The following is a 24695-nucleotide window of genomic DNA, read 5'->3' as shown; positions in this document are numbered from 1 at the left end:
TGTTGCCAAGAGAAGACTAAGGGAAGTCCGATGCCGTCAAAACCGATCCTGATCGCCCAGATCTCCGATCTGCACATCAAGGCGCCGGGCGAACTGGCCTATGGCAAGGTGGATACCGCCCTGGCGCTGCAACGTTGCGTCGAAACGCTGAATGCGTTGCAGCCGCGGCCCGATCTGGTGGTGATCTCCGGCGATCTCGCGGACACGCCGACACCCGAGGAATACGACCACCTCAAGCGCCTGCTGGCGCCGCTCGCAATCCCTTTCATCGCGATTCCCGGCAATCACGATTCGCGCGACATGATGCGCGCGGCGTTTCCCGACCAGGCCTATGCCGAGCCCTCGGGCGCGCTGAACCAGGTGCGCAGCGTCGGCGGCCTCGATGTCATCCTGCTAGACTCCAGCGTGGCGTCGCAGCCGCATGGCGAGCTGGAAGCTGCGACCCTCGGTTGGCTCGACGCGACGCTGGCGTCCTCATCGAGGCGACCGGCGCTGCTGTTCCTGCATCACCCGCCGTTCCGTACCGGGATCGAGCACATGGATGTGCAGAACCTGTTCAACGCCGCCGATCTCGCGGCGCTGGTTCGCAGCCATCCGCGCGTGCAAGGGGTTGCCGCCGGCCATGTGCATCGCGCCACGCTGACGCAGTTCGCCGGCGTTCCCGCCACCATCTGCCCCGTGCCGAACCATGCGGTCGCGCTCGATCTCGGCGAGCTGCTGGCGCCATCCTTCGCCATCGAGCCGCCGGCATTTCACCTGCACGCGTGGTTTGCCGACGAGGCGTTCGGCCATGTGGTGACGCACCAGGTGCCGATCGGCCAGTTCGACGGGCCGCATCCGTTCTTCGGGGCCGACGGCAAACTGCTTTGAGGTTTCCTGCCATCCCAGCGATCTGGGCGCGTCGGGGCTGGAAGAGCCTCGGCGTCGTGTTGAGCGTGACCATCGCGGTCTACGCCTTCATGGCGCTGACCCATGCGCTGAAGGGCGTCGACTTCAACGAGGTGCTGGCGGCGATGCGGCTGACGCACCCGGCCAGCATTGCGTTGTCGCTGGCGCTGGTGGCGCTCTCCTATGGCAGTCTCACTTTGTACGATCAACTGGCGCTGCGCCTGATCGGCCGCGGCGATATCCCGTACCGAATCGCGGCGCTCGCCAGCTTCACCAGCTATCCGATCGCCCACGGCACCGGCGCGGTGTTGCTGGTGTCGTCGTCGATCCGCTACCGCATCTATGCGCCACACCGGATCGGGGTCGCCGACGTGGCGCGGATCTGCTTTCTCACCGGGCTAACGTTCTGGCTCGGCAATCTGACGGCGCTCGGCCTCAGCATCCTCTACGAGCCGGAAGCGATCAGCCGGATCGATCATCTGTCGCCGCACCTGAATGGCTGGATCGCCATCGCAGTGCTGGCCGGAATCGTCACCTATGTCGGCTGGACCTGGAACGGCAGCCGGCTGTTCGGCCGCAGGCGATGGGCGATGCCGCTGCCGAGCGGGCGCAACGTGTTCCTGCAGATTGGCATCGGCCTGGTGGATCTCGGGGCGGCGGCGCTGGCGATGTATGTGTTGATGCCGGCGGCGATGGATGTCGGCGTCGCCCGCGTCATCGTCGTCTTCATCGCCGCGACGCTGCTCGGCTTTGCCAGCCACGCGCCGGCCGGCATCGGCGTGTTCGACGCCACCATCCTGGTCGGGCTCGGCGGCGAGCACAACGAACAACTGCTGGCAGTGCTGCTGCTATTCCGGCTGTTCTACCACCTGACGCCGTTCGTGCTGGCGCTAGCGCTGTTCGGCGCGGTCGAACTCCATCGCAACATCGGCCGCCGCAAGCTCAGCCAGGCCGGGTAGGGCGCGTCAGCACGGCGGATTGCGCGTAGCCGCGGAACGGCTTTGCGAAAGCAAGATGGGCGCCGGCATCCGACGCCATGGTCATCAGCACATCCTGCATGTCGCGGCGCGGCGTAACGTCGAACAAAGTCAGCCAGCGCAGCAGCACGGAGCGGGCCACGGCCGGCAGCCGCTCCTGGTTGCCGAAATCGACGATATGAAGTTGCCCGCCGGGTTTCAGGTGGGACACCGCGTTGTCGAGCACCGCGTGCCAGTCGGCGATCATCGACAGGCTGTAGGAGATCATCACGCGATCGAACGCGGGGATTCCGAACAGCGCGGCCGGATCGAACGCGGTAGCGTCGCCATGGGCGACACGCACGCGGCCATCAAATCCGCGGCGCGCGATCGCCGCAATCGCCGTGGTCAGCATCTCTGTGGACACGTCGATGCCGTAGAACCTTGCGCCGGGATATTTGTTGGCGGCATGGACCAGGTTGCGGCCGGTGCCGCAGCCGATTTCTAGCACGCTGGCCCCGTTCGACGGTTTGATCGCATCGATCAGCTCGTCGCGGCCGAGCAGGTAGTAGCGCCGCGTGGCGTCGTAGATGTAACGCTGCCAGCGGTACATCCGGTTCATGCGGCCGGTAGCCTCAGCCGACCACTTCGCTTCCGCACCATCGTCGTAGTCGGAGACAGTCGTCATCGCATCACCTCGTGGCCGGCGCAAAAGCCATGCTTTCCATCGCAACACGACGCCGGTGTGACAGCGCGTTTTACGCACAGGGCAGCATGGCGCTGTCGCAAAACCGCAGTCTGCGATTGATAAATGTTTCAAATGGTCGATTCGAGGAAACAATGAACACGCATTTGATCGCCGACGCCGTTCGCAACAGCCGTGGCCGTGAAGAGGCCACCGTGTGGGACCGCCTGTTCGCCTTCTGGTTCCGCCGGCTGGTCTACACCCAGATCTGGGAAGACCCGGAAGCCGATCTCGCAGCGCTGCAACTGCCGGAAGGCGCGACCATCCTCACCATCTCCAGCGGCGGCTGCAACGCGCTGTCGTATCTCGCAGCGAAGCCGGCGCAGGTCTATGCGATCGATCTTAACGAGGCGCATCTGTCGCTGCTCAAGTTAAAGCTCGCCGGGCTGCGCGCATTGCCGGACTATGCGACGTTCTGGAAATTCTTCGGCGAGGGCGATGCGGCGTCGAACGCCGCACTCTATCGTGACCGGCTGCGACCGGCGCTCGACGCTGAGGCGCGCGGCTACTGGGACGAACGCGACGTACGCGGCCGGCCGCGCTACGGTTATTTCACCGATGGCTTCTTCCGCCATGGCGCGCTCGGTCGCTTCATCGGCTTCGCCCATCAGCTCGCGAAGGTCGCCCGCATCGATCTCGGCGCATTGCTGAAGGATGACGCTACCTCGCCCGCGCGGCTCCAGGCACTTGATAAACTGCACCGGCTGTTTCATTCGCGGCTGGCGCGTTGGATGACGCGCACGCCGGCCTTGCTGTTCAGCCTCGGCATCCCGCCGCAGCAGCGCACGCTGCTCGGCGGCGACCAGCCGCTCAACGAGGTGCTGCACCAGCGGCTGCTGCGCCTGATCGACGTGCATCCCAATGCCACCAACTACTTCGCCTGGCAGGCACTCAGCCGCAGCTATGTGGGGCCGGGGGACACCTGCCTGCCGCTGTATCTGCAGCGCAGCCGGTTTGCCGACATGGTACGGGGCGCCGGCCTGGTGACGCCGGTGCACGCCAATTTGCGTGTCTTCCTGGAGAGCCAGCCGGCGCGGCAGATCGATGCCGTGGTGCTGCTGGACTCGCAGGACTGGATGGCGCCGGACGAAATCCGCGCGCTGTGGAACGCGATCGACCGCGCCGGCAATGACGGCGTCCGCGTCATCTTCCGCACCGCCGGCGCGGAGTCACCGCTGGATGGCCCGGAACTGGCGTCGCTGCGCGACACCTGGCAGCGCGACGATGCGCGCAGCGCCGCGGGGCTCGCCGCGGACCGCTCCGGGATCTACGGCGGCTTCCATCTCTACACGCGCAAGGCAGACTAGCCGCGGGCGCGGCGACCGCCTGTGTAGTTAAGGAATGGTTATCGTTGTCGATCTATCGTGCCGCATTATCTGGGCGGTAGGAAATTGACGATGAAGCGCGCGATCGTGGTGATGACGGCATTGTTGATGCAGGGTGGCCTCGAAGCTCGGGCCCAGACCACCGGGGCCGTGCCATCCACGGCGGCGACGCCCGCCGCGAAACCTGTCGAAGCCAAGGCGCCCGCGCCGACGCCGGAAACCCGTTCCGCAGCAGCGCTGGCCGCCTCCAGCGAGCCGACCTTCGACGCCGGTTCCGCCGACCGCATCACCGATGCGATCCAGGCCTATTCGCTGATCGAGAAGCTCGGCGGATGGCCCGCCATCCCGGCCGAAGCCAAATTCTCCCTCGCCACCCCCGGGCCGCATGACGAACTGCTGCGACTGCGCCTGGTGATCTCGGGCGATTTGACTTCGGCGGAAGCCAAGGGCCCTTACAATGCCGCGCTGGTCGCTGGCGTGAAACGTTTCCAGCTTCGCCATGGCCTCGAAGCCACCGGCAATGTCGGGCCGCGCTCGCTCGCGGCGCTCAACATTCCCGTGCAGAAGCGCATCGAGCAGCTCGAAGCATCGTTGCAGCGCGTCGCCAGCATCGGCTTCCGTTTCGGCCCGCGCTATGTGGTCGTCAACCTGCCGGCGGCCTACGCCGAGGCGGTCGAAAACGACATCGTCGTGCGGCGCTACCGCGTGGTGCTCGGCAAGGCCGACAAGCCGTCGCCGACGGTGACGTCAGAGATCGGCAACGTCAACCTCAACCCGACCTGGACGGTGCCGGCCTCGATCACCAAGAACGAGATCGCCGCGCATATGCGCAAGGACCCGACCTATCTCAGCCGCATGCACATGCAGGTGCTGGATTTCAAGGAGAACGTGCTCGATTCCGCGACCATCGACTGGGCCGCGGAGAAGCTGCCGAACGTTTTCGTGCGCCAGGAGCCGGGCTCGTGGAATGCGCTCGGCCAGGTGAAGATCGACATGCCCAACGCCTACGCCGTCTACATGCACGATACCAACCAGAAGAACCTGTTCAGCGAGGACTACCGTTTCGATTCCCACGGCTGCGTGCGCGTCGACAACGTGCGCGATCTCGCCGCCTGGCTGCTCGAGGACACGCCGAACTGGGGACGCCCGGAGATCGACGCGGCAATCGCCACCGGGGTCAAGCAGAGCGTCAAGCTGGAGAAGAAAGTGCCGGTGGCCTGGATTTATCTGAGCGGCTGGATGGGCCGCGACCAGGTCGTGCAATTCCGCAACGACGTCTACGACCAGGACAGCCAACTCGTCGAAGCGAGCGCGGAAGTGAAGTCGTTCTTCGATCAGGCCAGCAAGCCGGCGGAGCGCAGCAAGGTCAACTAAAGACAGCTGTCGTTCATGGCGCGTTCAGCGCAGAGCCTGCATCATCGTCGCTATGCCTGCGCCAAAAGGCGCGTGTTGCCTCCCTTTGTTTGGCCACGAATGCCATCCACGGGTGATGCCGTTACATCGACGTGGCCGGTCTCGCGCAACCATTCGACCGGCCGCGTGTTCCTGATGCCCAACGAGGAGTTTGAAATGAAGTTGAAATTGATGGTCGCCGGTCTGGTTGCGCTCGGCGGAATCGCGCTCGGCGCCGGTTCGGCGTCCGCGATGCCGAACGGTCTTGCCGCGAACGGCCAGGTCGGTCAGTCCGGCAATATCGAGCAGGTTCGCCTGGTGTGCGACGAGTACGGCCGTTGCTGGCGGCGCCCGAACTACGGCTACGGCCCGCGCTATGGCTATGGTCGTCCCGGTCCGCGCTACGGCTTCGGCGGCGGCTATGGCGGCCCGCGTCGCGGCGGCTGGGATCGCGGTCACGGCTACGGCGGTGGCCGCTGGTAAGCGATCGGTCTGAACAATCGAGACATCGGGGAGGGCAGTGGCCCTCCCTTTTTTATGGGCGCGAGGTCAGGACGGCGTCGAATCCGCCGTAGCCGATGCCTGGGGTTGCGATGCCGCCGCCGGCACCGGCTTTGGCAACGGCTTGTCCTGCTTCTTCGACCACGAGATGTAATAGGCCACGCCGGTCATCAGGGCGATGCCGGCGGTGCTGACGAAGATCTGCGCCAGTAGCGAGCCCGAGCTCATCATCAGTTCGAAGTGGCCGACGAACGACAGGAAAACGCCGACGCAGAACACCGCCAGTGACTGCTGGCCGCATTTGATGATCGGCTCGAAGATCTTCCACTGCAGGCCTGGCCATTCCTTCGAGACGAAGCGGGTCACGAAGAACGCGATGATGACGAAATGCAGCACGCGATACGGCGCCAGGTTGGTCTTGTCGTTCGGGTTGAAGGCATCGAACAGCCACTCCGGCATCATGTGGCCGTAATCGGGAAACCGGCCGGCCATGGTCATCACCAGCGAGAACAGCAGATAGGCCAGGCCGAAATACAGCAGCACCTTGGACTTGATCACCGAGCGCGATTCGACCGCGCCGCCGAGTGCGAACCAGGCGCCGAACACGAATAGAAGCTGCCAGGTGTAGGGGTTGAAATACCAGGTGCCGGAAGGGTAAGCCGCCAGGTTCCAGCCGAACTGCCGGGCGGCGAAATACAGCGCGAGCGAGGCCAGCATGGTCAGGTCGGGCTTGCGCAGCATCATCCACAGCACCGGCGGGAAGAAGCCCATCAGCACGATGTAGAGCGGCAGCACGTCAAGGTTGAGCGGCTTGAATTTCAGCAGCAGGCCCTGGGTCAGGGTCTGGATCGGGTTATCGACCAGGCCGGCGACATTGAACTCGTTGATGATGTCGGGGTCGTTGTAGCGCTGCGCCACGTAGCCGATGGCGGCGATATAGATCACGAACAGGATGACATGGGCGACATAGAGCTGCCAGACCCGCTTGAACAGCCGGGTGGCGCCTACGATGAAGCCGCGTTCCAGCATCATCTTGGCGTAGACGAAGGAGGCGGTGTAGCCGGAAATGAACACGAACAGGTCGGCAGCGTCGGAAAAGCCGTAATTCCGGGTGGTGATCCAGTTGACCACGTTGTCGGGAATGTGATCGAGGAAAATCGCCCAGTTGGCGATGCCGCGGAACAGGTCCAGCCGGAGGTCGCGTCCTTTGGGGGGAAGAATGGCGTGGATGTCCATGGGAGCCGTTCTATTGCGGGTATTCGAAGCCAGGGAAATCTAGGAAGCAATCCAGCGAGATAAGCAGCTTCGTGGCCCGATTGTCACGACGCCTGGGAAAGAATATACCGAACCTCGAAAACCGACCAACGGCGGAATCACGGATGCCATCCGTGCCAATTGACTATACCAAGCCCGCCGTTTCCACCAATTTGGCGCAATGTCGCATCTTTTCAGGCTGTAGCATCAAATGACCGCACGTATCTTCAAGGCTGCCAAGAACGCGATGCAGGCCGGGCTGGCCAAGACCAAGGAATGGCAGCTCGACTACGAGCCGGAGCAGCCGCGGGTCATCGAGCCGCTGATGGGCTGGACCTCGTCGGGCGACATGAAGCAGCAATTGTCGCTGCACTTCCAGACCAAGGAAGAGGCCGTGGCCTATTGCGAGCGCGAGGGTATCGCCTACCAGGTGATCGAGCCCAAGGTCCGCGCCCCCCGGGTGATCGCCTACGCCGACAATTTCGCGTTTCGCCGCACCGAGCCCTGGTCGCACTAGCGCCTTCGTAAGGGTGGCCAAAGGCGCCCTTGCGCCGTGTCCACGCATGCGACGCCGGACGCGTGGGCACGCTTCGCTTTGCCCACCCTACGACTATCCCCCAAAGTTAGGGTTGCGCACCGAGCCGGCGCAATGACACCATCGCCGCGGCCCAACCGGGCGCGGTGCAAAGAAAAAACGAAAACTGCAGGAAACGGAAGCCGATGCCGCTTCGCTCGACCATCGATCCCAGCTCATCCGAATTCAAGCGCAACGTCGAAGCCATGCAGGTGCAGGTGGCCGAGCTCAGGGACAAGCTCGGCGCGGTCGCCGGCGGCGGCGGCGAGGTGTCGCGCGCCCGGCATACGTCGCGCGGCAAGATGCTGGCGCGCGAGCGCGTCGACCTCCTGATCGATCCCGGCACCGCCTTTCTCGAACTGTCGCCGCTGGCCGCCCACGGCCTGTATGGCGGCGACGTGCATTCCGCCAGCCTGGTCACCGGAGTCGGCCGGGTGTCGGGCCGGGAATGCATGATCGTCGCCAACGACGCCACCATCAAGGGCGGCACCTATTATCCGATGACCGTGAAGAAGCATCTGCGCGCCCAGGACATCGCGCGGCAGAACAACCTGCCATGCATCTACATGGTGGATTCCGGCGGCGCTTTCCTGCCGCAGCAGGACGAGATATTTCCGGACGAGCGCCACTTCGGCCGCATCTTCTACAACCAGGCGCAGATGTCCGCACAGGGCATCCCGCAGATCGCCGTCGTGATGGGCTCCTGCACCGCCGGCGGCGCCTATGTGCCAGCGATGTCCGACGAAAGCATTATCGTGCGGAATCAAGGCACCATCTTTCTCGGCGGCCCGCCGCTGGTGAAGGCCGCAACCGGCGAGGTCGTCACCGCGGAAGAGCTTGGCGGCGCCGACGTCCATTCGCGCCAGTCGGGGGTCACCGACCACTATGCGCAGAACGACGGCCACGCCATCGGCATCGCGCGAAAGATCGTCGCGACGCTGAAGCCCGTGCAGCGCGCTGAACTCAACATGGCACCGCCACGCGACCCGCTCTATTCCGCGGAGGAGCTCTACGGCGTCATCCCAGCGGATGCGCGAAAACCGTTCGACATGCACGACATTATCGCGCGTATCGTCGATGGCTCCGAATTCGACGAGTTCAAGAAACTGTACGGCCAGACGCTGATCTGCGGCTTCGCGCACATCTGGGGCTTTCCGGTCGGCATCATCGCCAATAACGGCATCCTGTTCAGCGAATCTTCGCTGAAGGGCGCGCATTTCATCGAGCTGTGCTGCCAGCGCAATATCCCACTGGTGTTCCTGCAGAACATCACCGGCTTCATGGTCGGCAAGAAATACGAGGCCGGCGGCATCGCCCGCGACGGCGCCAAGCTGGTGACCGCGGTGGCCACCGCCGGCGTGCCGAAATTTACTGTCGTTGTCGGCGGCTCCTATGGCGCCGGCAATTACGGCATGTGCGGCCGTGCCTACAGCCCGCGCTTTCTCTGGATGTGGCCCAATGCCCGCATTTCGGTGATGGGCGGCGAGCAGGCCGCGATGGTGTTGAGCAGCCTGCGCCGCGACAATATAGAGGCCAAGGGCGGCACCTGGTCCGCCGAGGAAGAAGAAGCGTTCCGTTCGCCGACGCGCCAGCAGTTCGAAACCCAGGGCAGTCCGTATTACGCCACCGCGCGTCTCTGGGACGACGGCGTGATCGACCCCGCCGATACGCGGTTGGTATTGTGCCTCGGCCTGTCGGCGTCGGCCAATGCGCCCATCGAGCCGACACGCTTCGGCCTGTTCAGGATGTGATGATGGCCACTCCCGCACTGTACCGACGCTTTCGCACGCTGCTGATGGCCAACCGCGGCGAGATCGCCTGCCGTGTCATCCGCACCGCGCGCGCCATGGGACTGCGCACCGTCGCGGTCTACTCCGACGCGGATCGCGATGCGCTGCATGTCGCCGAGGCCGACGAGGCCGTGTGGATCGGCGCGGCGCCGGCCCGCGACAGCTATCTCAGCATCCCGCGTATCCTGGCGGCGGCGACCGCGAGCGGCGCCGAGGCGATCCATCCCGGCTACGGGTTTCTCTCGGAAAGCGCGGAGTTCGCGCAGGCCTGCGCCGACATGCAGATCGTGTTCGTCGGCCCGACCGCGGACATGATCACCGCGATGGGCTCCAAGTCGGGCTCCAAGCAATTGATGGAAAAGGCCGGGGTGCCGCTGGTGCCGGGTTTTCACGGCGAGGCGCAGGACGAAGCGACGCTGGCGGCCGAAGCCGGCAAGATCGGTTTCCCGGTACTGGTGAAGGCCTCCGCCGGCGGCGGCGGCCGCGGCATGCGGGTGGTGCGCTCGGCCGGCGAACTCGCTGCCGCCATTGTCAGCGCCAAGCGCGAAGCGAAGGCCGCATTCGGCGACGACCGCATGCTGATCGAGAAATACGTCGATAATCCCCGCCACATCGAGGTGCAGATCGTCGGCGACAGCCATGGCAATCTCGTCTCGCTGTTCGAGCGCGAATGCACCTTGCAGCGCCGCCACCAGAAGGTGATTGAGGAGGCGCCGTCGCCGACGCTTAATCCGGCGCAGCGCGAGGCGGTCTGCGCCGCCGCGCGAAAGGCGGCGGGCGCGGTCAACTATGTCGGCGCCGGCACCATCGAATTCGTCTCCGACGGCCAGGAAGTGTTCTTCATCGAGATGAACACCCGGCTGCAGGTCGAGCATCCCGTCACCGAGCTGATCACCGGGGTCGATCTGGTGGAGTGGCAGTTGCGCGTCGCGTTCGGCGAAACGCTGCCGCTGACGCAGGACCAGATCGTTCTCAACGGCCACGCCGTCGAGGCGCGGGTCTATGCGGAAAATCCGCACAAGAACTTCATGCCGTCGGTCGGCAGGATCCGGACCTGGCGCACGCCTGAAGAGAGCAACGGCCTGCGCATCGACGCCGGCTATCGCGAAGGCGACAGCGTGTCGCCGAACTACGATGCAATGCTGGCGAAAGTGATCGCCTGGGCGCCGACGCGCGATGCCGCCATCGACCGGCTCAACCGCGGGCTGGAAGAAACCGACGTGCGTGGCATCGTCACCAACATTCCATTCCTGTCGGCGCTGGTGACCCATCCCGACGTGCGTGCCAACGCCATCGACACCGGCTTCATCGAACGCCAGTTGACGACACTGACGCCGCTGGCCGCGGCGCCCGGCGACCTCGAACTGTGCGCGGCGATTGCGGCGATCCTCGGCGAAGAACAAGCCGCGCAAGCAGGCGAGACATCGCCATGGCAGGCCGCGGGCTGGATGCCGGTGGGACGACGCCAGCGCGTGTTCAAATTTCGCCATGATGGCCACGAGCACAAGGCCGTGCTGCACTATGGCAGCGGTCCCGTAAAAATCGTCATCGGCGAGCGCGAATTCGCCTTCACCTCATCAGCCGCCGAACGTGGCCGTTTCGATCTCACCCTCGATGGCTCGCGCTCGCACATCGTCGCGGTGATCGAAGGCCACGAACTCTATCTGCGCACCCGCAACGGGCGCTTTGACATCCACTGGGTCGATCCGTTCGGCGGCGACGACGAGGAGCAGGTCGGCGAGGACAAGATCGTGGCGCCATTGCCGGGCACCGTGGTGGCGCTGCTGGCCGAGGAGGGCGCGACGCTGGAAAAAGGCGCGGCGATCCTGACCCTGGAAGTCATGAAGATGGAGCAGACCTTGCGGGCGCCGTTCGCCGGGGTGCTGACCAGCATCCGTTGCAAGGTCGGCGATATCGTCCAGGAAGGCGTCGAACTCGCCGTGGTCGAGCCCGCGGAATTGAAAGCATCATGAGCGATCAGGTTCGTATCGTCGAAGTCGGCCCGCGCGACGGGCTGCAGAACGAGAAGACATTCGTCAGCCCAGAGGCGCGCATCGAATTTGTGAAGGCGCTGGTCGGCGCCGGGCTGCACACAGTCGAGGTCGGCTCGTTTGTGTCGCCCAAGGCGATCCCGAAAATGCAGGGATCGGATCAGGTGTTCCTTGGCGTGCGGGATCTGCCGGGTGAATTCCACGTGCTGGTGCCCAACGAGAAGGGCTATGAGGGCGCGAAAGCCGTCGGCGCGAAAGTCATCGCCGTGTTCGCCTCCGCCTCGGAAGGTTTTTCCCGCGCCAACATCAATTGCTCGGTGGCGGAATCCATCGAGCGTTTCAAGCCGGTGATCGCGCGCGCGCAGGCTGACGGCGTCAAGGTGCGCGGCTACGTGTCCTGCGTACTCGGCTGTCCCTATGACGGCGAGGTCGATGTGCAGGCGGTGGTGGACGTCACCACCACCCTGTGGGACCTCGGCTGCTACGAGGTGTCATTGGGCGACACCATCGGGGTGGGAACGCCGACCAAGGCCCGCGCGCTGCTACGCGCCTGCGCCGAAGCCGTGCCCATGAAGAGCCTGGCGATGCATTTCCATGACACCTACGGCCAGGCGCTGGCCAACATCTATGCCGGGCTGGAAGAGGGCGCCCGCGTCATCGACAGCGCCGCCGGCGGCCTCGGCGGCTGCCCCTATGCGCCCGGCGCCACCGGCAATGTCGGCACCGAGGATGTGGTCTACATGCTGGAAGGTATGGGGATCGCGACCGGGATCGACATGGACAAGCTGCTGGCGGCCACCAATACGATCAGCGCGCTGATCGGCCGCCCGCCGGTGAGCCGCGTCGCGTCGGCGCTGAATGCGAGCCGCACAATCGCGCACAGTTAGAAGTGCTTCAAAGCGACCCGCTTTGGTCTCCGGCATATTGCCTTTGCAAAGATGCACGGTAAGGTAGAGTTCTTGCTCTATTTAATTGTGCCGACTTCGCAGACGCAATTTGCAGGAGCGAATTTCGATGCGCGTTGAAATCGAACTTCCGACGACGGATAGCAACAATCGAGCGTTTCTGACCTGGGCGCCAGTCAAAGCCACGGCACGATTGGCTGACTCCACGGGCGCATCGAACCCAACAGGCGTGACGTTGCAGAATGCCGGGCAGGCGGGAGGTGGCCGCGTCGTGTTCGACACCCAGCGAAGCGACGCGGGAAATTCCGAGCTTCAGCTCGACTTGCCGATCAACGGCAGCAAGGTCGAATTCTGGGTGGCCGGCGAGTTTCAGCACCCGAGCTCCGACTATGGCGATGCGGCGATCGAGGCATTCGCGTCCGGCGCGTCCGTCGGCCGCCGTGAGTTGATGGTCAGGATCCGCAAGGATGCCACGGCGCTTTCCGCGGCCGAGCGCGACCGTTTTCTGCTTGCAATAGGCAAGCTCAACGATGCCGGGCAGGGCCCATTCCAGGCTTTTCGCGACACGCATGTCGATAAGTCGAGGAGCGAAGCCCACGGTCGCCCGGCCTTTCCGCCGTGGCATCGCGCCTATCTGCTCGACCTCGAGCGCGAGTTGCAGAAGATCGATTTCCGGGTGACGCTGCCGTACTGGCGCTTCGACCGTCCGGCGCCGACCTTGTTCGCGATGGACTTTCTGGGAATGCCGCCGCCGCAGCGCGCCCAGGGCGACGTCATCCACTTTCCGCACGGCCACGCGCTCGAGTTCTGGAAGACCGACGGCAACGATCCGATCGAACGGCGTCCGCGCTACGCGATCTCCGGCGCGCCGCCGCAGCAGGTTCAGGGCCAGGACAATGTGATCTCGCAGCAGGCCACCATGGCGCTGGGCGCCACCTATCCTGAGTTTCGGTGGATGGAAATCGCGCCGCACGGCAGCGCGCATACGAGCTTTGATGGCCCGATCAATAGCGTGCCCACGGCGGCCAAGGATCCACTGTTTTTCATGCTGCATGCCAATGTCGATCGGCTGTGGGCGTTCTGGCAATGGCTGAACCATCGAACGGACCCGAACGATGCCGCCAGCTTCTCGCTGGCGGTGCCACCGGGACAGCAGCCGCCGCCGCCGCGTCCCGGCAATATCGGTCACAACCTGACCGATACGATGTGGCCATGGAACGGCTCCATCACGCCGCCGCGGCCGACCTTCACGCCGCCTCGCGGCCCGTTCCCGCAATCGCCTATCGGAAGTCCGCCTGGCGCGCAGCCCATCGTTCGCGATATGATCGATTACCAGGGCGTCCGCGGTGCCGACGCGCTGGGTTTCGACTATGATGATGTGCCGTTTGAACTCCCCGCCGGAGTGGTCGCATGAACGTCAAGCAATACCGCCAGCAGGTCGAAGCGGACTTGGCCAGTGCCGCGCTCGCGGCCAACTCCACCGCGCTCGGCGGTCCGACCACGGCCACGCCGGAGCAGGCCTGGGCCACCGCCACCGAACAACTGGCAGACCCGAGCAAGGCGGTCGAGACGCGGCGCAACGCGCTGCGGATCCTGCAGGGCGGGACCTTTCAGGGCGAGCTGTTCAGTGCCTTTCATCCGGGCTTCCTCCGCGCGCTACGAATTGCCGCGACTGATGACGATGGCGACCTGCGCCACGATGCGCTCGACGCGCTCGTCAATTTCAAGGACGAGTTCGCCCGTCAGGTGCTGACCGAAGGGCTGCAGGGCACCGGCAAGACCCTGGTGCCGGCGGCCGCGGCGCTTGGCCTTCTGGCGCGCGACGACCACGGCTCGGCCAACGCCATCGCACGTGAACTGCTCGGGACGGCCACCGATATTCCGACCCGCGCTCAGGCCGTGCGTGTGCTGGGGGCCGACCCCGCCGCGACCGGACTGCTCGACGGCATCATGCGCGACAAGAATGAGTTCGAGGAAGTACGGCGCGCCGGCGCCGTGGCGCTGCGCAGCCTCGATCCGAGCCGGTTTGAAAACAGCGCGCTGGAAATCGTGCAGGACGCCAGCGATTTCGGCGAGATCAAGGCCTCGGTCAGCGGCGCGCTGGAACGTGCCGGCATCCCGCTCGACCGCCCACCCTCGGTTCCCGGGCTGAAATGAGCGCCAGTCCGTCCACGCGCGGGATTGCCGAGGTGCTTTCGGAGATCGCCGCGGGTAACGACGGTGCGGACCGCCGTGCACAGCTCCGCCTGCTGGATGAGGGCGCATCGATCTATCAGGGTAAAGGGGCGACCGAGGTCGAGCGCCTGCGCGCCACCATCATGGTGCGCCTCGCCAGAGCCGGGCTCGCGGATGCGTTGATGCCCTATGCCGTCGAGGAGCTGGAAACCGCCACCACGGCCTATCCCGTCGCGGCCGCAGCCCAGGTGGTACGCAGCGCCACGGCCCTGCCGGACGACATCGCGAATTTGCTCGCCGGCGCGATCGACCGTATCCGGCTGGCGGACGATTTTGTGGATTTCGACAGCTATCCGGCGCCGCCCGACGCGGGAACGCATACCGCCATCGGAGAGGCGACGGCTGCGCTGGCAGCGGTCCTGGAGAAAGCCGCCGGCGCGACTGCCCGGTCATGCTGCGGCGGCGGACACCCGGCCGCGGCGTCGCGGCCACGGCATATCGACGATGTCGCCGGCGCGGTCGAGCTGCAGAATCAGGACGGCCGCTGCGTGACGTTCCGCGATCGTTTCGCCGGCCGTACCAGCCTGATTGCGTTTTTCTATACGCGCTGCATGAACCCGGACAAATGCTCGCGCACCATCAGCCAGTTGGTGCGGCTTGACCGTCTGCTTGGCGCACGCGATCCGAACCACGGCGTGATGCTGGCGGGCATCAGCTACGACCCGGAATATGATCTGCCGCCGCGGTTGCAGCGCTACGGCGCCGACCGCGGCATGGTTTTCAGCGAAACCTGCCAACTGTTCCGCGCGACAGGTTCCTTCGCGTCGATCCGCGACGGGCTCGACCTCGGTGTCGGCTACAGCGCATCAACGGTCAACCGGCATCGCATCGAAATCCTGCTCTGCGACGCGTCCGGCGCCATGGTCGATTTCAACGCACGGCGCCTCTGGGACGTGGAAGAAGCGGCCGATGCGATCGGCGCGATGGATGCGAAGCGGCGAATAGAATAGCTGCGCCCACGCGCCACTCGCCCGTCCGTTATCTCCCGCCGTCCGGACCCATCACCAGGTCCGGCAGGAAGGTCGAGATCTGCGGCACGAAGCACAGCAGCACCACCGCGAACATCATCAGCAGCACGAACGGCAGCGTGCCCCAGATCACGTCGCTGAGCGGGATGTCGGGGGCGACGTTGCGGATGACGAAGATGTTGAGCCCGACCGGCGGATGGATCAGGCCCATTTCCATGACGATGGTCATGACGATGCCGAACCAGATGATGTCGAAGCCCGCGGCGCGCAGCGGCGGCAGCACGATCGGCGCGGTCATCAGGATGATCGATACCGGCGGCAGGAAGAACCCGAGCATCACCACCATCACCAGGATCGCCGCCAGCAGTTCCCAGCGCGGCAGGTGCATCGCCACGATGGATTCCGCCACCGACTGCGAAATGTGCAGGTAGCTCATCACGTAGGAGTACAACAGCGACATGCCAATGATCATCATCAGCATGGTGGATTCCCTGATCGTCGATTTCAGGATCGGCGCCAGATCGCGCGGCCGCCACACGCCGTAGATCGCCGCGATCAGCGCCAGCGCCAGCAGGCCGCCGAGGCCGGCGGTTTCCGACGGCGTCGAATAGCCGCCATACAAAGCGACCATCACGCCGGTCAGCAGGATGATGAACGGCAGCACCCGCGGCAGCGCGCTGAAGCGCTCCTTCATGGTGAAGTCGTCGTGCTTCAGGATCGGCGAGGTCTCGCCGGTCGAAAGGTACGCGGCATGCGCCGTGGCGTATTCCTTGCGAAAGCGGATCACCGCATAGACGCCGAACAATGTCACCAGCAGCAGGCCAGGGCCGATGCCGGCCAGAAACAGTCTTCCCAACGATTTCTCTGCGGCGACGGCGAACAGGATCATGGTGATCGACGGCGGAAGCAGGATGCCGAGCGTGCCGCCGGCGGCGATGATGCCCGCGGCGAAACCGCCGGAATAGCCGCGCTTGCGCATTTCGGGAATGCCGGCCGAGCCGATCGCCGAGCAGGTCGCGGGCGACGAGCCCGCCATCGCCGCGAATAGCGCGCAGGCGAACACGTTGGCGACGCCGAGGCCGCCGGGAATCCGGTGCAGCCAGGCATGCAATGCGGTGTAGAGATCCTGTCCCGCGCGCGACTTGCCGATCGCGGCACCCTTGAGGATGAACAGCGGGATCGACAGCAGCGTAATCGAGGCCATCTCCTCGTAGACGTTCTGCGTCACCGTATCGAGCGAAGCCGAGGGCATGTAGATCGCCATGAACACCACGGCGACCGAGCCCAGCGCAAACGCGATCGGCATTCCGGAGAACATCGCGGCGAGGGTGGCCAGGCCGTAGCTAATTCCAATTCCAACAACGGTCACGGGCGCGCCTTCCGGCTGATCGGGATCAGGATTTGCAGCAGGATCTGCACGCACAGCAACGTCATGCCGGCGGCCATCAGCGCATAGGGGATCGCCAGCGGCGGCGACCACATCGAGTTGGAGACCTGGCCGTCAATCCAGGCCTCATGGGTCAGGGTCCAGGACTTCCACGCGAAGAAGCCGCAGAAGACGAAGCTGGCGACGTCGATCAGCCATAGCCGGATGGCGTTGGCCATCGGTGATAGCAACCCGACAAAGGCCTCGATGCCGATATGGCCGCGCTGGCTCTGCACATAGGCGGCGGTCATGAAGGTGGCGCCGACCAGCAGGAACACCGCGGCCTCGTCCTGCCAGTAGGTGGCGCTGTGAAACACGCTGCGGGTCAGGACGCTGTAGCTAAGGATCAGGCAGGCGGCGATCAGCGCAATCGCACTGAGCACCACGATGACATTGTTGCAGAACGCCAGCGCGCGCTCGAGCGCCGCCACGGCCGGGTGGCTCGCGGCGGCGATGGGAGGATCGAGTTGATCCGGAAGCGCGCCATGCATCAGGCGGCAACGTCGCTGGCGAGCTTCAGCAGGTTGGCGGCCAGCGGCGTCTTGGCGCTGTAATCCTTCCACGCGGTATCGCGGGCGATGTCGCGCCATTTGCCGACGGTGGCACCGTCGAGCACGCTGATCTTGGCGCCGGCCTTCTCGTAGACCTTCGTGACCTCGACGTCGTCTTCCTGCGCGCCCTTCTTGCCGAACGCTTCCATGTCGGCGCCGACGCTGACCAGGATGTCCTGCTGTGCCTTCGGCAGCTTGTCGAAGATCGCCTTCGACATCATCAGCGGCTCCAGCATGAACCAGTACGAGGCGCCTGCACCCGAGGTGAGGTGTTTGGCGACTTCCTCCAGCCGGAACGAGATCAGGCTGGTGGAGGAGGTGATGCCGGCATCACAGGCCCCGGTCTGCATCGCCGCATAGATTTCGTTGGACGGCACCGACAGCACCGCGGCGCCGGCGGTCTGCAGCACCATGTCCATCTCGCGCGAGCCGCCGCGCACCTTGAGGCCCTTGGCGTCTTCCGGCGTCAGCAGCGGGCGGGTGCGGCTGGCGACGCCGCCGGCCTGCCAGACCCAGGTCAGCAGCACGATGCCCTTGTCGGCCAAAAAGTCTGTCAGCGCCTTGCCGATCGGCTGGGTCTTCCAGCGCAGGCCCTGCTCGTAGGTCGAAACCAGGCCGGGCATCAGGCCGATATTGGTCTCCGGCAATTCGCCGCCGGCATAGGGCATCGGATACAGGCTGAGGTCGAGCGCGCCTTTGCGCATCGCGGAGAACTGCGCGTTGGTCTTGATCAACGACGAGTTCGGATAGACCTCGGCGACCAGGTCGCCGCCGCTGCGCTTGGCGATCTCGGCGGCGAAGGTGCGCACCAGACGGTCGCGAAAATCGCCCTTGTCGATGGTGCCGCCGGGGAACTGGTGCGAGATTTTCAGCGTGGTCGCGGCATGCGCGGTACCAGTGCCGAGGCGCAGGATGGCGGGGGCGGCGAGCGCCGAGGCGAGAATGTGGCGGCGGGTCAGCATGGGGATCTCCCTGAAGCGTTATTCTTGCTTGATATCGGGGCGGGGGTTGAACCGCCACCTTAGCCATGTTCGCAGTGATCTGCTCTAGTCTGATAGTTTATGCAACACACATCGCGGCAGCTCGATGCTGCACCGCACAGACCGAAATGCGTCGTGACGCGGTCAACTACCACATCTTTCCGGCACGTCGCGCGGCGAATGCGGCCCGCGCTGAAAGGTCGCTGCGGACAAATTTTCCGGCGTCCGTAACAAACCCGGTTCGGCGACCGTCTTGGGAGATGCGACAGACGTCGCGTTTCTCAGAAATGGTTCAAAGGACGATTGCTCATGACCATCACCACCAGGATCGCGCTCGGCGTGTCTGCCGCAGCCCTCTCGCTCAGCCTGGCGCTGGCGCCGGCTGCCTTCGCTCAGGACAAGATGGGCAAGGACGACGGTATGAAGAAGGACAGCATGATGAAAAAGGATGACGGCATGAAAAAGGACGCCATGTCCCATGACGGCATGAAGAAGAACGATGGCATGAAGAAAGACGGCATGATGAAGAAGGACGAGATGAAGAAGTAAGCTTCCACATCCTCATTCATGCGCAGGCTCGCCGTGACAGGCGGGCCTGCGTTCGTCGTTGTGATCTGGTGTTTTACTTGCGCTTCTTGCGGGCGGCGTAGCGGGCGTCGCGGGCGGCCTTCTTCTCGGCTTCCAGCGCCACTTCGGCAGCGGCGGCTTCTTCCTTCTCGCGGACCAGGCGGGCGGCTTCCTCGGCGGCTTCCTCGGCTTCGCGGATTTTCTTCTCGGCCTTCTCGGCGTCGCGGACCACTTTGGCCTTGGCGCGCAGGGCGGCCTGGGCCTCGCGCTCGGCGGCGCGGGCCATCACGGCCGGATCATCGGGACCCGGCTGCGACTTGAACTTGGTCAGAATGTTCTTTTTGGCTTCCAGGGCCGCCTTTTGGCGATCCGCGAAGCTGGGTTCCTTGAATCCGCTCATGAACGAGGCCTTGTCGCTTTCTTTGGTTGGGGGTGGGCGTGCCGCGGGCCGCCAGGCAAACGCCGGCACGGCCGAAACTCAACTGCGGTTTACAGCCCATGGCGTCGCAGCGCATCAACTATCTGCAAATCCAGCCAAGGTTGCCCGAAACGGGCAAGGCGACGGGCCGTTGGCCGCATTGCGAACAATTACTTAACCTTTGCTACGGCGGTAAAATGCACCCCCTGTTCGTTCTCCGGGAACAAACCGGCATTCGATGAACCTTGCCGACTTCCCAGCCGACTGATCAGGAACTTTCGGCAGGAGACGGGGTTTCAAGTCGGACTCGGGAGTTTCACATGCAGACGGCCGTCGATCGCGTCATTCGATCCTTTCTCTCGAAACATCCCGCCTCGCAGCACCCCTCGATGTCGGGGGCGCAGTCCGAAGCGAAGCGCGATGAAGCCCAGGACTTCGCCGCGCAGTTGCTGGAAAACTACAAGAGCCAGCTCGCCCGGCGCAGCCCCAAACTCGACTGATCCTCGCGAATCGCGACACCCGGACTTGCGCTGCGGCTGGCCGGCGGGGCATAGCTTCGCCGGACGAGGCGATTCAACCGGAGACATCATGCGATCCTTTCAGCGAACAGCCGCCGCGGCCGCGATGGCCGTCGGTGCCGCATGGTTCTCGCCTGCGCCGTTTCATTCTCCAGCCATGGCTCAAGCCACAGGAAAAATCATGACCACAGCTTCAGGCCTCAAGATCGAAGACAGCGAGCCCGGTACCGGCGTCACGCCGGCCAAAGGCCAGACCTGCGTGATGCACTACACCGGCTGGCTCTATGAGAACGGCGTCAAGGGCAAGAAATTCGACTCGTCGGTCGATCGCAACGAGCCGTTCGAGTTTCCGATCGGCGTGGGCCGCGTCATTAAGGGATGGGACGAGGGGGTTTCGACCATGAAGGTCGGCGGCAAGCGCACGCTCATCATCCCGCCGGACCTCGGCTACGGTGCGCGCGGCGCCGGCGGCGCGATTCCGCCCAACGCGACGCTGATCTTCGACGTCGAACTGCTCGGCGTGAAGTAACAGCGTCTCATTTCCCGGACGCGGTGCGGCACTTCAGGCGATGCACTTGCATCGCCGCTGTGCCGCTCCGCAGAGCCGGACATGGAGATTCTCCGCCCTCAGGACTGCGCGATCCGTTTCAGCAGGTTGCGAGAAAACTCTTCGCCGGCGAACATCTCGGTGAGCGGCGCGGCCTTGGCGATGAACGGCGCCTTGTCAGGCTCGACGAACGTCACCCCGCGCGCTTCGATCGCCAGCCGCGACTGCGCCTCGAACGAGGTCCACAGCGTATTCATGTGATGGTAGGAGGCCCACGCGGCCTCGCGGACGATGTCGCGCTGGTTCGGCGTCATGGCCTCTAAACAGCCGGCGCCGACCAGCAGCACGTCGGGGATCATGGTGTGCTCGTCGAACGAGTAGTGCGTCACCACCTCGGCGTGGCGGCCGACGATCAGTGCCGCGACGCTGTTTTCCGCGCCGTCCACCAAGCCCGATTTCAACGCCACGTAAATGTTGCTCCAGGCCAGCTCGACGCCTTGGGCGCCGAATAGCTGCATCAGCCGGATCATTGTTTCGGACGGCTGGATGCGGATCTTTAGGCCCTTGAGATCGTCGGGGTGGTTGATCGGTTTCTGGCCGTAAAAGCTGCGCGCGCCGGCGTCGTAATAGGTCAGCCCCACGATACCCGACGATGTCGTCGACGCCAGAATGTCGCGCCCGACGTCGTTGCTGGTGACCTTCAGCCAGTGCGCCCGGTCGCGCAGCGTGAACGGCAGGTTGAGGACCTTATACGCCGGCTGAAATCGCTCCAGCAGGCTGGCACTGACTTTCAGGAAATCCAGCTTGCCGGCCTGCACCTGCGACAGCAGGTCGGGCTCCTGGCCGAGCTGGCCGTCGGCGAACAGGGCAATCTCGATCTCGCCCTGCGTGCGTTCGCGGACGATGTCGGCGAAGTGCTGCATGGCGGGATGCACGGGATGGCTGACCGGCAGGCCGTGGGCCAGCCGCAGCCGCCGCGGCTCGGCACGAAGTACGGCAGGGCAGGCGATGGCCAGTCCCGCGGTCAACAGAAGGCGACGCCGAGAAAACATGGGGGCCCGTGAGGTTGGCTGCAATCGCACGACAATATCGGCGCCCGCAGGCGCTTTACTACAGTACGTTGTTACGGCGGCCGTTTAAAGCCTCTGGCTGGCCGCCGTCGCGCGACCGGCCTGCAGCAGCGTGAGGTAGCGGTTCCTGGCGTCGGGCGGCACGACATTGCGGGCTGCCAGGTGGTGCACGCAGTTCAGCGCCAGGTCGAACGAGCCGTAACAATGATGCGCGATCAGCGCGAGGTGCTTGAGCTGCTCGCTGTCCATCGCCTCCGGCCGGGTGAAATCCCGGACGTAGACCACGTCGGCCTCGACGAGCTGGTTGAAGGCCGCTGCGGGATCCGGTCCGAGCATCGGGGCGATCATCTTCTTGTTGATGGCCGCAAACATGTGCGGAAGAAAGCCGAGGCTGCGCAATTCGAGATCGACCTCGCCAAACACCGGCTGCTTTTCATACAGCGGCACGAACGAGACTTCGGTCTGGATCGCCACGGCCTTGGCCAACCGAGCGCGGCCATGGCGGAACACCGACAGCTCCGAGCCCTGGATGTCGATCTTGAGCAGGTCGATGGCGGCAATCTCGGCGATATCGTCGAGCCGGCGCGTCGGCAACGGGACCCGATCGACCACGCGGCCGAGTTCGGAAAAATTCGGGAAATGCGTCAGCGCGCGGGCGTCGGGCTGCAGCAGGCTGGCGAAGCCGAGGCCGCGGCAGATGTTCAGCGTGTGGCTGTCGCCGTCGCCGACGGCGTGGGGCAGGTAGGTTTCGAGATCCGATTTCGCGGCATTGAGCCGGGCCAGCGCCAGCGGATGCGGATCGAAGCCGGTGACGCGGCAGATCCGGCGTTGCAGCATCGTCTTGTAGGGCGGATCGCCGTCGATCGGGTTGGCGCCGATGTCCACGACATCGGTCAGCCGCGCCGGCTGCAGCAGCGCGGTCAGTTCGTCGGGGAGGTGTTGAATCGCCACATGCCGCATCGCGGCACCATGCATGCTAAGGAGCGGTGGCGCCGTGCGTCAGAACGTCGCGTCGATTCGGGTACTGGCCGGTAGAAATGGAGATCGCGTGAACAACCCGCACCACGGCTCGCCGAAAACCCGCGACTGGCGCCGCATCCATCATTCGCCGCTGTTCTGGATCGGGCTGGCGCTGTGCCTGGCGGCGATCGCGATCTATCTGGCGTCCGAGGATCTGTCGTGGCGACCGTCCGGTCTGTAACGGGAGTCGGCTAGAGCTTCTTGATCGCGCGCTTGGCCGCGGTTTCGGCGGCTTCCTCGCTGTCGCAATCGTCTTCGGTGACGAAGCCCAGCATGGTCTGGCCCTTGATGGTGGCGCCGCTCGTGACCTTCGGACTGATCGAGGCCCGCCACAGGCCGGGCCGGCGCTGGAACGTCAGAATGGTATATTGCGAAGCGTCGGCCATGGTCGCGATCTCGGGGGGAATCCGCTGAACCGGGCTGGTCGAGCGCTTCGGCGCGGGGTTTAGCCTGTCGCCGCCACGCCCGCAATCGCGCGCTTCAGGTGTGGTTACGATCGCCGGGGCTGATGATTCGGCGGGTATTTCAGCGGCGCCAGCTCACTTCTTTTTACGCGGCGGACGGTGGCGGCTGTCGTGCAGGGGATCGCCGACGATCTTGGTCTTGACGAACTCGCACTTCGGGCACTTGAACGTCAGCTTCTCGGCGCCGTTCGGCGCCGCCTCGCGGCGCGCCACCTCCATCCGGCCCCGGCACATGGCGCAGCGCGGCGGCTTGGTAGCCGCAGCCGATGGAGCGTCGGGGATCTCGGAAGATGGCATCACGTTCCCGGTGCGCGCGGCGCCTAGTTGCCGCTCACCGTACGTATCACGCCGGCAATCGGCTTGGCATTGCTGGTCTTGACCGGCGCCACGGCGGCAGCGACCAGAGCATCGTAGTCCGGCAGCGTGACCGCGGTGTCCTTGGCGCGGATCGCGACCACCTTGTAGCCGCCGTCCTTCAACTGCCGCAGAATTTCCGGCAGCGCCTGCGCGGTGGACTTCTGGAAGTCGTGCATCAAGAGGATGCCCTTGCCGGTCTTCTTCAGCTTGGTCATCACCGAGGTGACGAGCGCCTCGGGCTTGTGGATGCGGAAATCTTCCGAGTCCACGTCGATCGAGAAGGCCGCGATGTTGCGCTGGCCGAGATAGGCTTTCAGGTCCGCGGTCTGGCGCAGCTGCGGGAAACGGAAGAACGGCGCGATCGGCTGGCCGGCGGCCAGCGTCACGGCGCTAAAGCCCTTTTCGATCTCGTCCTTGGCTTCCTGCAGCGGCTTGATCGCCAGGTTGACGTGCGACCAGGTGTGCGAGCCAACGGTGTGGCCGGCCGCGAGCACCTGCTTGAGAATCGCGGGATGCCAGGAGGCGTGCTTGCCGACCGGGAAGAACACGGCCTTCAGGCACTGCGCGTCGAGCGCGGCCAGCACCGCCGGGGTGTTCACCGGCCACGGGCCGTCATCGAAGGTGAGCACGACTTCGCCGGGCTCCAGAAAGTCATAGTCGCGGTACTGCGACAGGCCGAGGCCGGGGCCGCCGGCGGTGTCGATCTCGACGGTGCGCGAGACGCCGAGTGCGTTGGGATTGGCGCAGGCCGGTGCCGCGGCGCGAACCGGCTCGCTGGCACGGCTAGGGGCGGGCTGCACGGTCGGCGCCGGTGCGCTGGTCTTGTCCGGTTCGTTGCCGGGCCAGCGCCCCGCAATGGCGCCGGTGGTGAGTTCCGCATCGCTCTTGCTGGTCGCAGCGACCTTCGAGGCCCCCGAAAGCCAGTGACTCGCCCCAAACCCGATCGCTGCCACCGCCAGAACGAGGCCGCCGCCCGCCGCCAGAACCGAAACCCTACGCATCACAAACTCCCGCCGCGAACTGCCGCTTCGGAATGACGTTCGGCGAAAATGGTTAAGCGCGGGTTGTGGTTTTGATTCAAATCGGTGCGATGTTGCGCCACAGGGCGACCGGCACCGACCGAGGCTGGCGATCCCAGCAGGATTCGAACCTGCAACCCACGGAGTAGAAATCCGTTACTCTATCCAGTTGAGCTATGGGACCGTCGGGGTGTTCATAGCATTGCCAATATGAAAAATCCGCTTCCGCGCCAA

At 64.8% G+C, this 24695-nt stretch carries 27 protein-coding genes and 1 tRNA gene; 16 read left to right on the top strand and 12 right to left on the bottom strand.

All coding sequences use genetic code 11. The features are described 5' to 3' along the window. Positions 1 to 30: 30 nt before the first annotated feature. Positions 31 to 870, top strand: coding sequence for a phosphodiesterase (locus JWR89_RS19390; protein ID WP_299719085.1), 840 nt, complete (start codon positions 31 to 33; stop codon positions 868 to 870). Beyond that, on the top strand, positions 867 to 1847 hold the full coding sequence (locus tag JWR89_RS19385) for a YbhN family protein (RefSeq protein WP_299719080.1): 981 nt from the start codon (positions 867 to 869) through the stop codon (positions 1845 to 1847). Before JWR89_RS19390 ends, JWR89_RS19385 begins: the two co-directional genes overlap by 4 nt. On the opposite strand, the gene JWR89_RS19380 is transcribed toward JWR89_RS19385, so the two are convergent. Further along, positions 1831 to 2532 carry a class I SAM-dependent methyltransferase gene (locus JWR89_RS19380; RefSeq protein WP_299719078.1) on the bottom strand — a complete coding sequence of 234 codons (702 nt, stop codon included), beginning with the start codon at positions 2530 to 2532 and terminating at the stop codon, positions 1831 to 1833. The two genes, JWR89_RS19385 and JWR89_RS19380, sit on opposite strands and share 17 nt — an antisense overlap. Positions 2533 to 2684: 152 nt before the next feature. Here JWR89_RS19380 and JWR89_RS19375 point away from each other — a divergent pair, with 152 nt between their 5' ends. The 3 genes from JWR89_RS19375 (at position 2685) to JWR89_RS19365 (ending at position 5789) form a co-directional block, all read left to right on the top strand. After that, positions 2685 to 3896 (top strand): BtaA family protein, encoded by a 1212-nt coding sequence (locus JWR89_RS19375; protein ID WP_299719076.1) that lies wholly within the window; start codon positions 2685 to 2687, stop codon positions 3894 to 3896. Between the two features lie 90 nt (positions 3897 to 3986). Beyond that, positions 3987 to 5288: a L,D-transpeptidase family protein gene (locus JWR89_RS19370; RefSeq protein WP_299719074.1), complete on the top strand. Its 1302-nt coding sequence runs from the start codon at positions 3987 to 3989 to the stop codon at positions 5286 to 5288. A gap of 195 nt (positions 5289 to 5483) precedes the next feature. Then, complete coding sequence (locus JWR89_RS19365; protein WP_299719072.1) at positions 5484 to 5789, top strand: hypothetical protein; 306 nt, start codon at positions 5484 to 5486, stop codon at positions 5787 to 5789. Positions 5790 to 5855: 66 nt separating this feature from the next. Here the strand turns inward: JWR89_RS19365 and JWR89_RS19360 are convergent, their stop codons facing one another. After that, positions 5856 to 7043 (bottom strand): OpgC domain-containing protein, encoded by a 1188-nt coding sequence (locus JWR89_RS19360; protein WP_299719070.1) that lies wholly within the window; start codon positions 7041 to 7043, stop codon positions 5856 to 5858. 229 nt (positions 7044 to 7272) lie between these two features. Here JWR89_RS19360 and JWR89_RS19355 point away from each other — a divergent pair, with 229 nt between their 5' ends. From JWR89_RS19355 to JWR89_RS19325, 7 genes are all read left to right on the top strand, one after another. After that, the gene (locus JWR89_RS19355; protein WP_299719068.1) at positions 7273 to 7578 is read left to right on the top strand and encodes an ETC complex I subunit; all 306 of its coding nucleotides are present in this window, start codon (positions 7273 to 7275) and stop codon (positions 7576 to 7578) included. 203 nt (positions 7579 to 7781) lie between these two features. After that, positions 7782 to 9386, top strand: coding sequence for a carboxyl transferase domain-containing protein (locus tag JWR89_RS19350; protein WP_299719066.1), 1605 nt, complete (start codon positions 7782 to 7784; stop codon positions 9384 to 9386). A 2-nt stretch (positions 9387 to 9388) separates the two neighbouring features. Beyond that, positions 9389 to 11398 carry an acetyl-CoA carboxylase biotin carboxylase subunit gene (locus JWR89_RS19345; protein ID WP_299719064.1) on the top strand — a complete coding sequence of 670 codons (2010 nt, stop codon included), beginning with the start codon at positions 9389 to 9391 and terminating at the stop codon, positions 11396 to 11398. Continuing rightward, positions 11395 to 12303 (top strand): hydroxymethylglutaryl-CoA lyase, encoded by a 909-nt coding sequence (locus JWR89_RS19340; RefSeq protein WP_299719062.1) that lies wholly within the window; start codon positions 11395 to 11397, stop codon positions 12301 to 12303. The genes JWR89_RS19345 and JWR89_RS19340 overlap by 4 nt, the downstream gene beginning before the upstream one ends. 247 nt (positions 12304 to 12550) lie before the next feature. After that, a complete protein-coding gene (locus tag JWR89_RS19335) occupies positions 12551 to 13735 on the top strand; it encodes a tyrosinase family protein (RefSeq protein WP_299719061.1) in 1185 nt (394 codons plus the stop codon). Beyond that, positions 13732 to 14478 (top strand): hypothetical protein, encoded by a 747-nt coding sequence (locus JWR89_RS19330; protein WP_299719059.1) that lies wholly within the window; start codon positions 13732 to 13734, stop codon positions 14476 to 14478. The genes JWR89_RS19335 and JWR89_RS19330 overlap by 4 nt, the downstream gene beginning before the upstream one ends. Then, a complete protein-coding gene (locus JWR89_RS19325) occupies positions 14475 to 15506 on the top strand; it encodes an SCO family protein (protein WP_299719057.1) in 1032 nt (343 codons plus the stop codon). Before JWR89_RS19330 ends, JWR89_RS19325 begins: the two co-directional genes overlap by 4 nt. A gap of 28 nt (positions 15507 to 15534) precedes the next feature. Here JWR89_RS19325 and JWR89_RS19320 read toward each other — a convergent pair whose 3' ends face one another. Genes JWR89_RS19320 through dctP form a run of 3 tightly spaced genes read right to left on the bottom strand, consistent with a single transcriptional unit; the run spans position 15535 to position 18463 of the window. Beyond that, complete coding sequence (locus tag JWR89_RS19320; RefSeq protein WP_299719055.1) at positions 15535 to 16893, bottom strand: TRAP transporter large permease; 1359 nt, start codon at positions 16891 to 16893, stop codon at positions 15535 to 15537. Then, positions 16890 to 17444, bottom strand: a complete 555-nt coding sequence (locus JWR89_RS19315) for a TRAP transporter small permease (protein ID WP_299719083.1) — start codon at positions 17442 to 17444, stop codon at positions 16890 to 16892. Before JWR89_RS19315 ends, JWR89_RS19320 begins: the two co-directional genes overlap by 4 nt. Beyond that, positions 17441 to 18463, bottom strand: a complete 1023-nt coding sequence (gene dctP / locus JWR89_RS19310) for a TRAP transporter substrate-binding protein DctP (RefSeq protein WP_299719053.1) — start codon at positions 18461 to 18463, stop codon at positions 17441 to 17443. Before dctP ends, JWR89_RS19315 begins: the two co-directional genes overlap by 4 nt. 327 nt (positions 18464 to 18790) lie before the next feature. On the opposite strand from dctP, the gene JWR89_RS19305 reads away from it, so the two are divergent. After that, the gene (locus JWR89_RS19305) at positions 18791 to 19030 is read left to right on the top strand and encodes a pentapeptide MXKDX repeat protein (protein WP_299719050.1); all 240 of its coding nucleotides are present in this window, start codon (positions 18791 to 18793) and stop codon (positions 19028 to 19030) included. A gap of 73 nt (positions 19031 to 19103) precedes the next feature. Here the strand turns inward: JWR89_RS19305 and JWR89_RS19300 are convergent, their stop codons facing one another. Next, on the bottom strand, positions 19104 to 19448 hold the full coding sequence (locus tag JWR89_RS19300) for a DUF6481 family protein (RefSeq protein WP_299719047.1): 345 nt from the start codon (positions 19446 to 19448) through the stop codon (positions 19104 to 19106). Positions 19449 to 19786: 338 nt separating this feature from the next. Between JWR89_RS19300 and JWR89_RS19295 the strand changes: the two genes are divergently transcribed. Together JWR89_RS19295 and JWR89_RS19290 are read left to right on the top strand one after the other, a co-directional pair. Continuing rightward, positions 19787 to 19966: a hypothetical protein gene (locus JWR89_RS19295; RefSeq protein WP_299719044.1), complete on the top strand. Its 180-nt coding sequence runs from the start codon at positions 19787 to 19789 to the stop codon at positions 19964 to 19966. 124 nt (positions 19967 to 20090) lie between these two features. Then, positions 20091 to 20513 carry an FKBP-type peptidyl-prolyl cis-trans isomerase gene (locus JWR89_RS19290; protein WP_299719082.1) on the top strand — a complete coding sequence of 141 codons (423 nt, stop codon included), beginning with the start codon at positions 20091 to 20093 and terminating at the stop codon, positions 20511 to 20513. A gap of 98 nt (positions 20514 to 20611) precedes the next feature. On the opposite strand, the gene JWR89_RS19285 is transcribed toward JWR89_RS19290, so the two are convergent. Together JWR89_RS19285 and JWR89_RS19280 are read right to left on the bottom strand one after the other, a co-directional pair. Next, positions 20612 to 21559 (bottom strand): TRAP transporter substrate-binding protein, encoded by a 948-nt coding sequence (locus JWR89_RS19285; protein WP_299719042.1) that lies wholly within the window; start codon positions 21557 to 21559, stop codon positions 20612 to 20614. Between the two features lie 108 nt (positions 21560 to 21667). After that, a complete protein-coding gene (locus JWR89_RS19280) occupies positions 21668 to 22552 on the bottom strand; it encodes an FkbM family methyltransferase (RefSeq protein ID WP_299719040.1) in 885 nt (294 codons plus the stop codon). Between the two features lie 97 nt (positions 22553 to 22649). Here JWR89_RS19280 and JWR89_RS19275 point away from each other — a divergent pair, with 97 nt between their 5' ends. Beyond that, the gene (locus JWR89_RS19275; protein WP_299719038.1) at positions 22650 to 22802 is read left to right on the top strand and encodes a hypothetical protein; all 153 of its coding nucleotides are present in this window, start codon (positions 22650 to 22652) and stop codon (positions 22800 to 22802) included. Positions 22803 to 22812: 10 nt separating this feature from the next. Here JWR89_RS19275 and JWR89_RS19270 read toward each other — a convergent pair whose 3' ends face one another. The 4 genes from JWR89_RS19270 to JWR89_RS19255 form a co-directional block, all read right to left on the bottom strand. Further along, positions 22813 to 23007 carry a hypothetical protein gene (locus JWR89_RS19270; protein ID WP_299719036.1) on the bottom strand — a complete coding sequence of 65 codons (195 nt, stop codon included), beginning with the start codon at positions 23005 to 23007 and terminating at the stop codon, positions 22813 to 22815. A gap of 153 nt (positions 23008 to 23160) precedes the next feature. Then, entirely contained in the window at positions 23161 to 23382 is a 222-nt protein-coding gene (locus tag JWR89_RS19265; protein WP_299719034.1) for a hypothetical protein, read from the bottom strand. A 23-nt stretch (positions 23383 to 23405) separates the two neighbouring features. Next, entirely contained in the window at positions 23406 to 24443 is a 1038-nt protein-coding gene (locus JWR89_RS19260) for a polysaccharide deacetylase family protein (protein ID WP_299719032.1), read from the bottom strand. Between the two features lie 125 nt (positions 24444 to 24568). Then, positions 24569 to 24645: transfer RNA gene (locus JWR89_RS19255), tRNA-Arg, on the bottom strand. Positions 24646 to 24695: the final 50 nt, after the last annotated feature.

This window comes from Tardiphaga sp. (assembly GCF_028290785.1).
Taxonomy (GTDB): Bacteria; Pseudomonadota; Alphaproteobacteria; order Rhizobiales; family Xanthobacteraceae; genus Tardiphaga.
The sequence above is the reverse complement of the archived record's forward strand: the minus strand, read 5'-3'. Positions and strand labels throughout refer to the sequence as shown.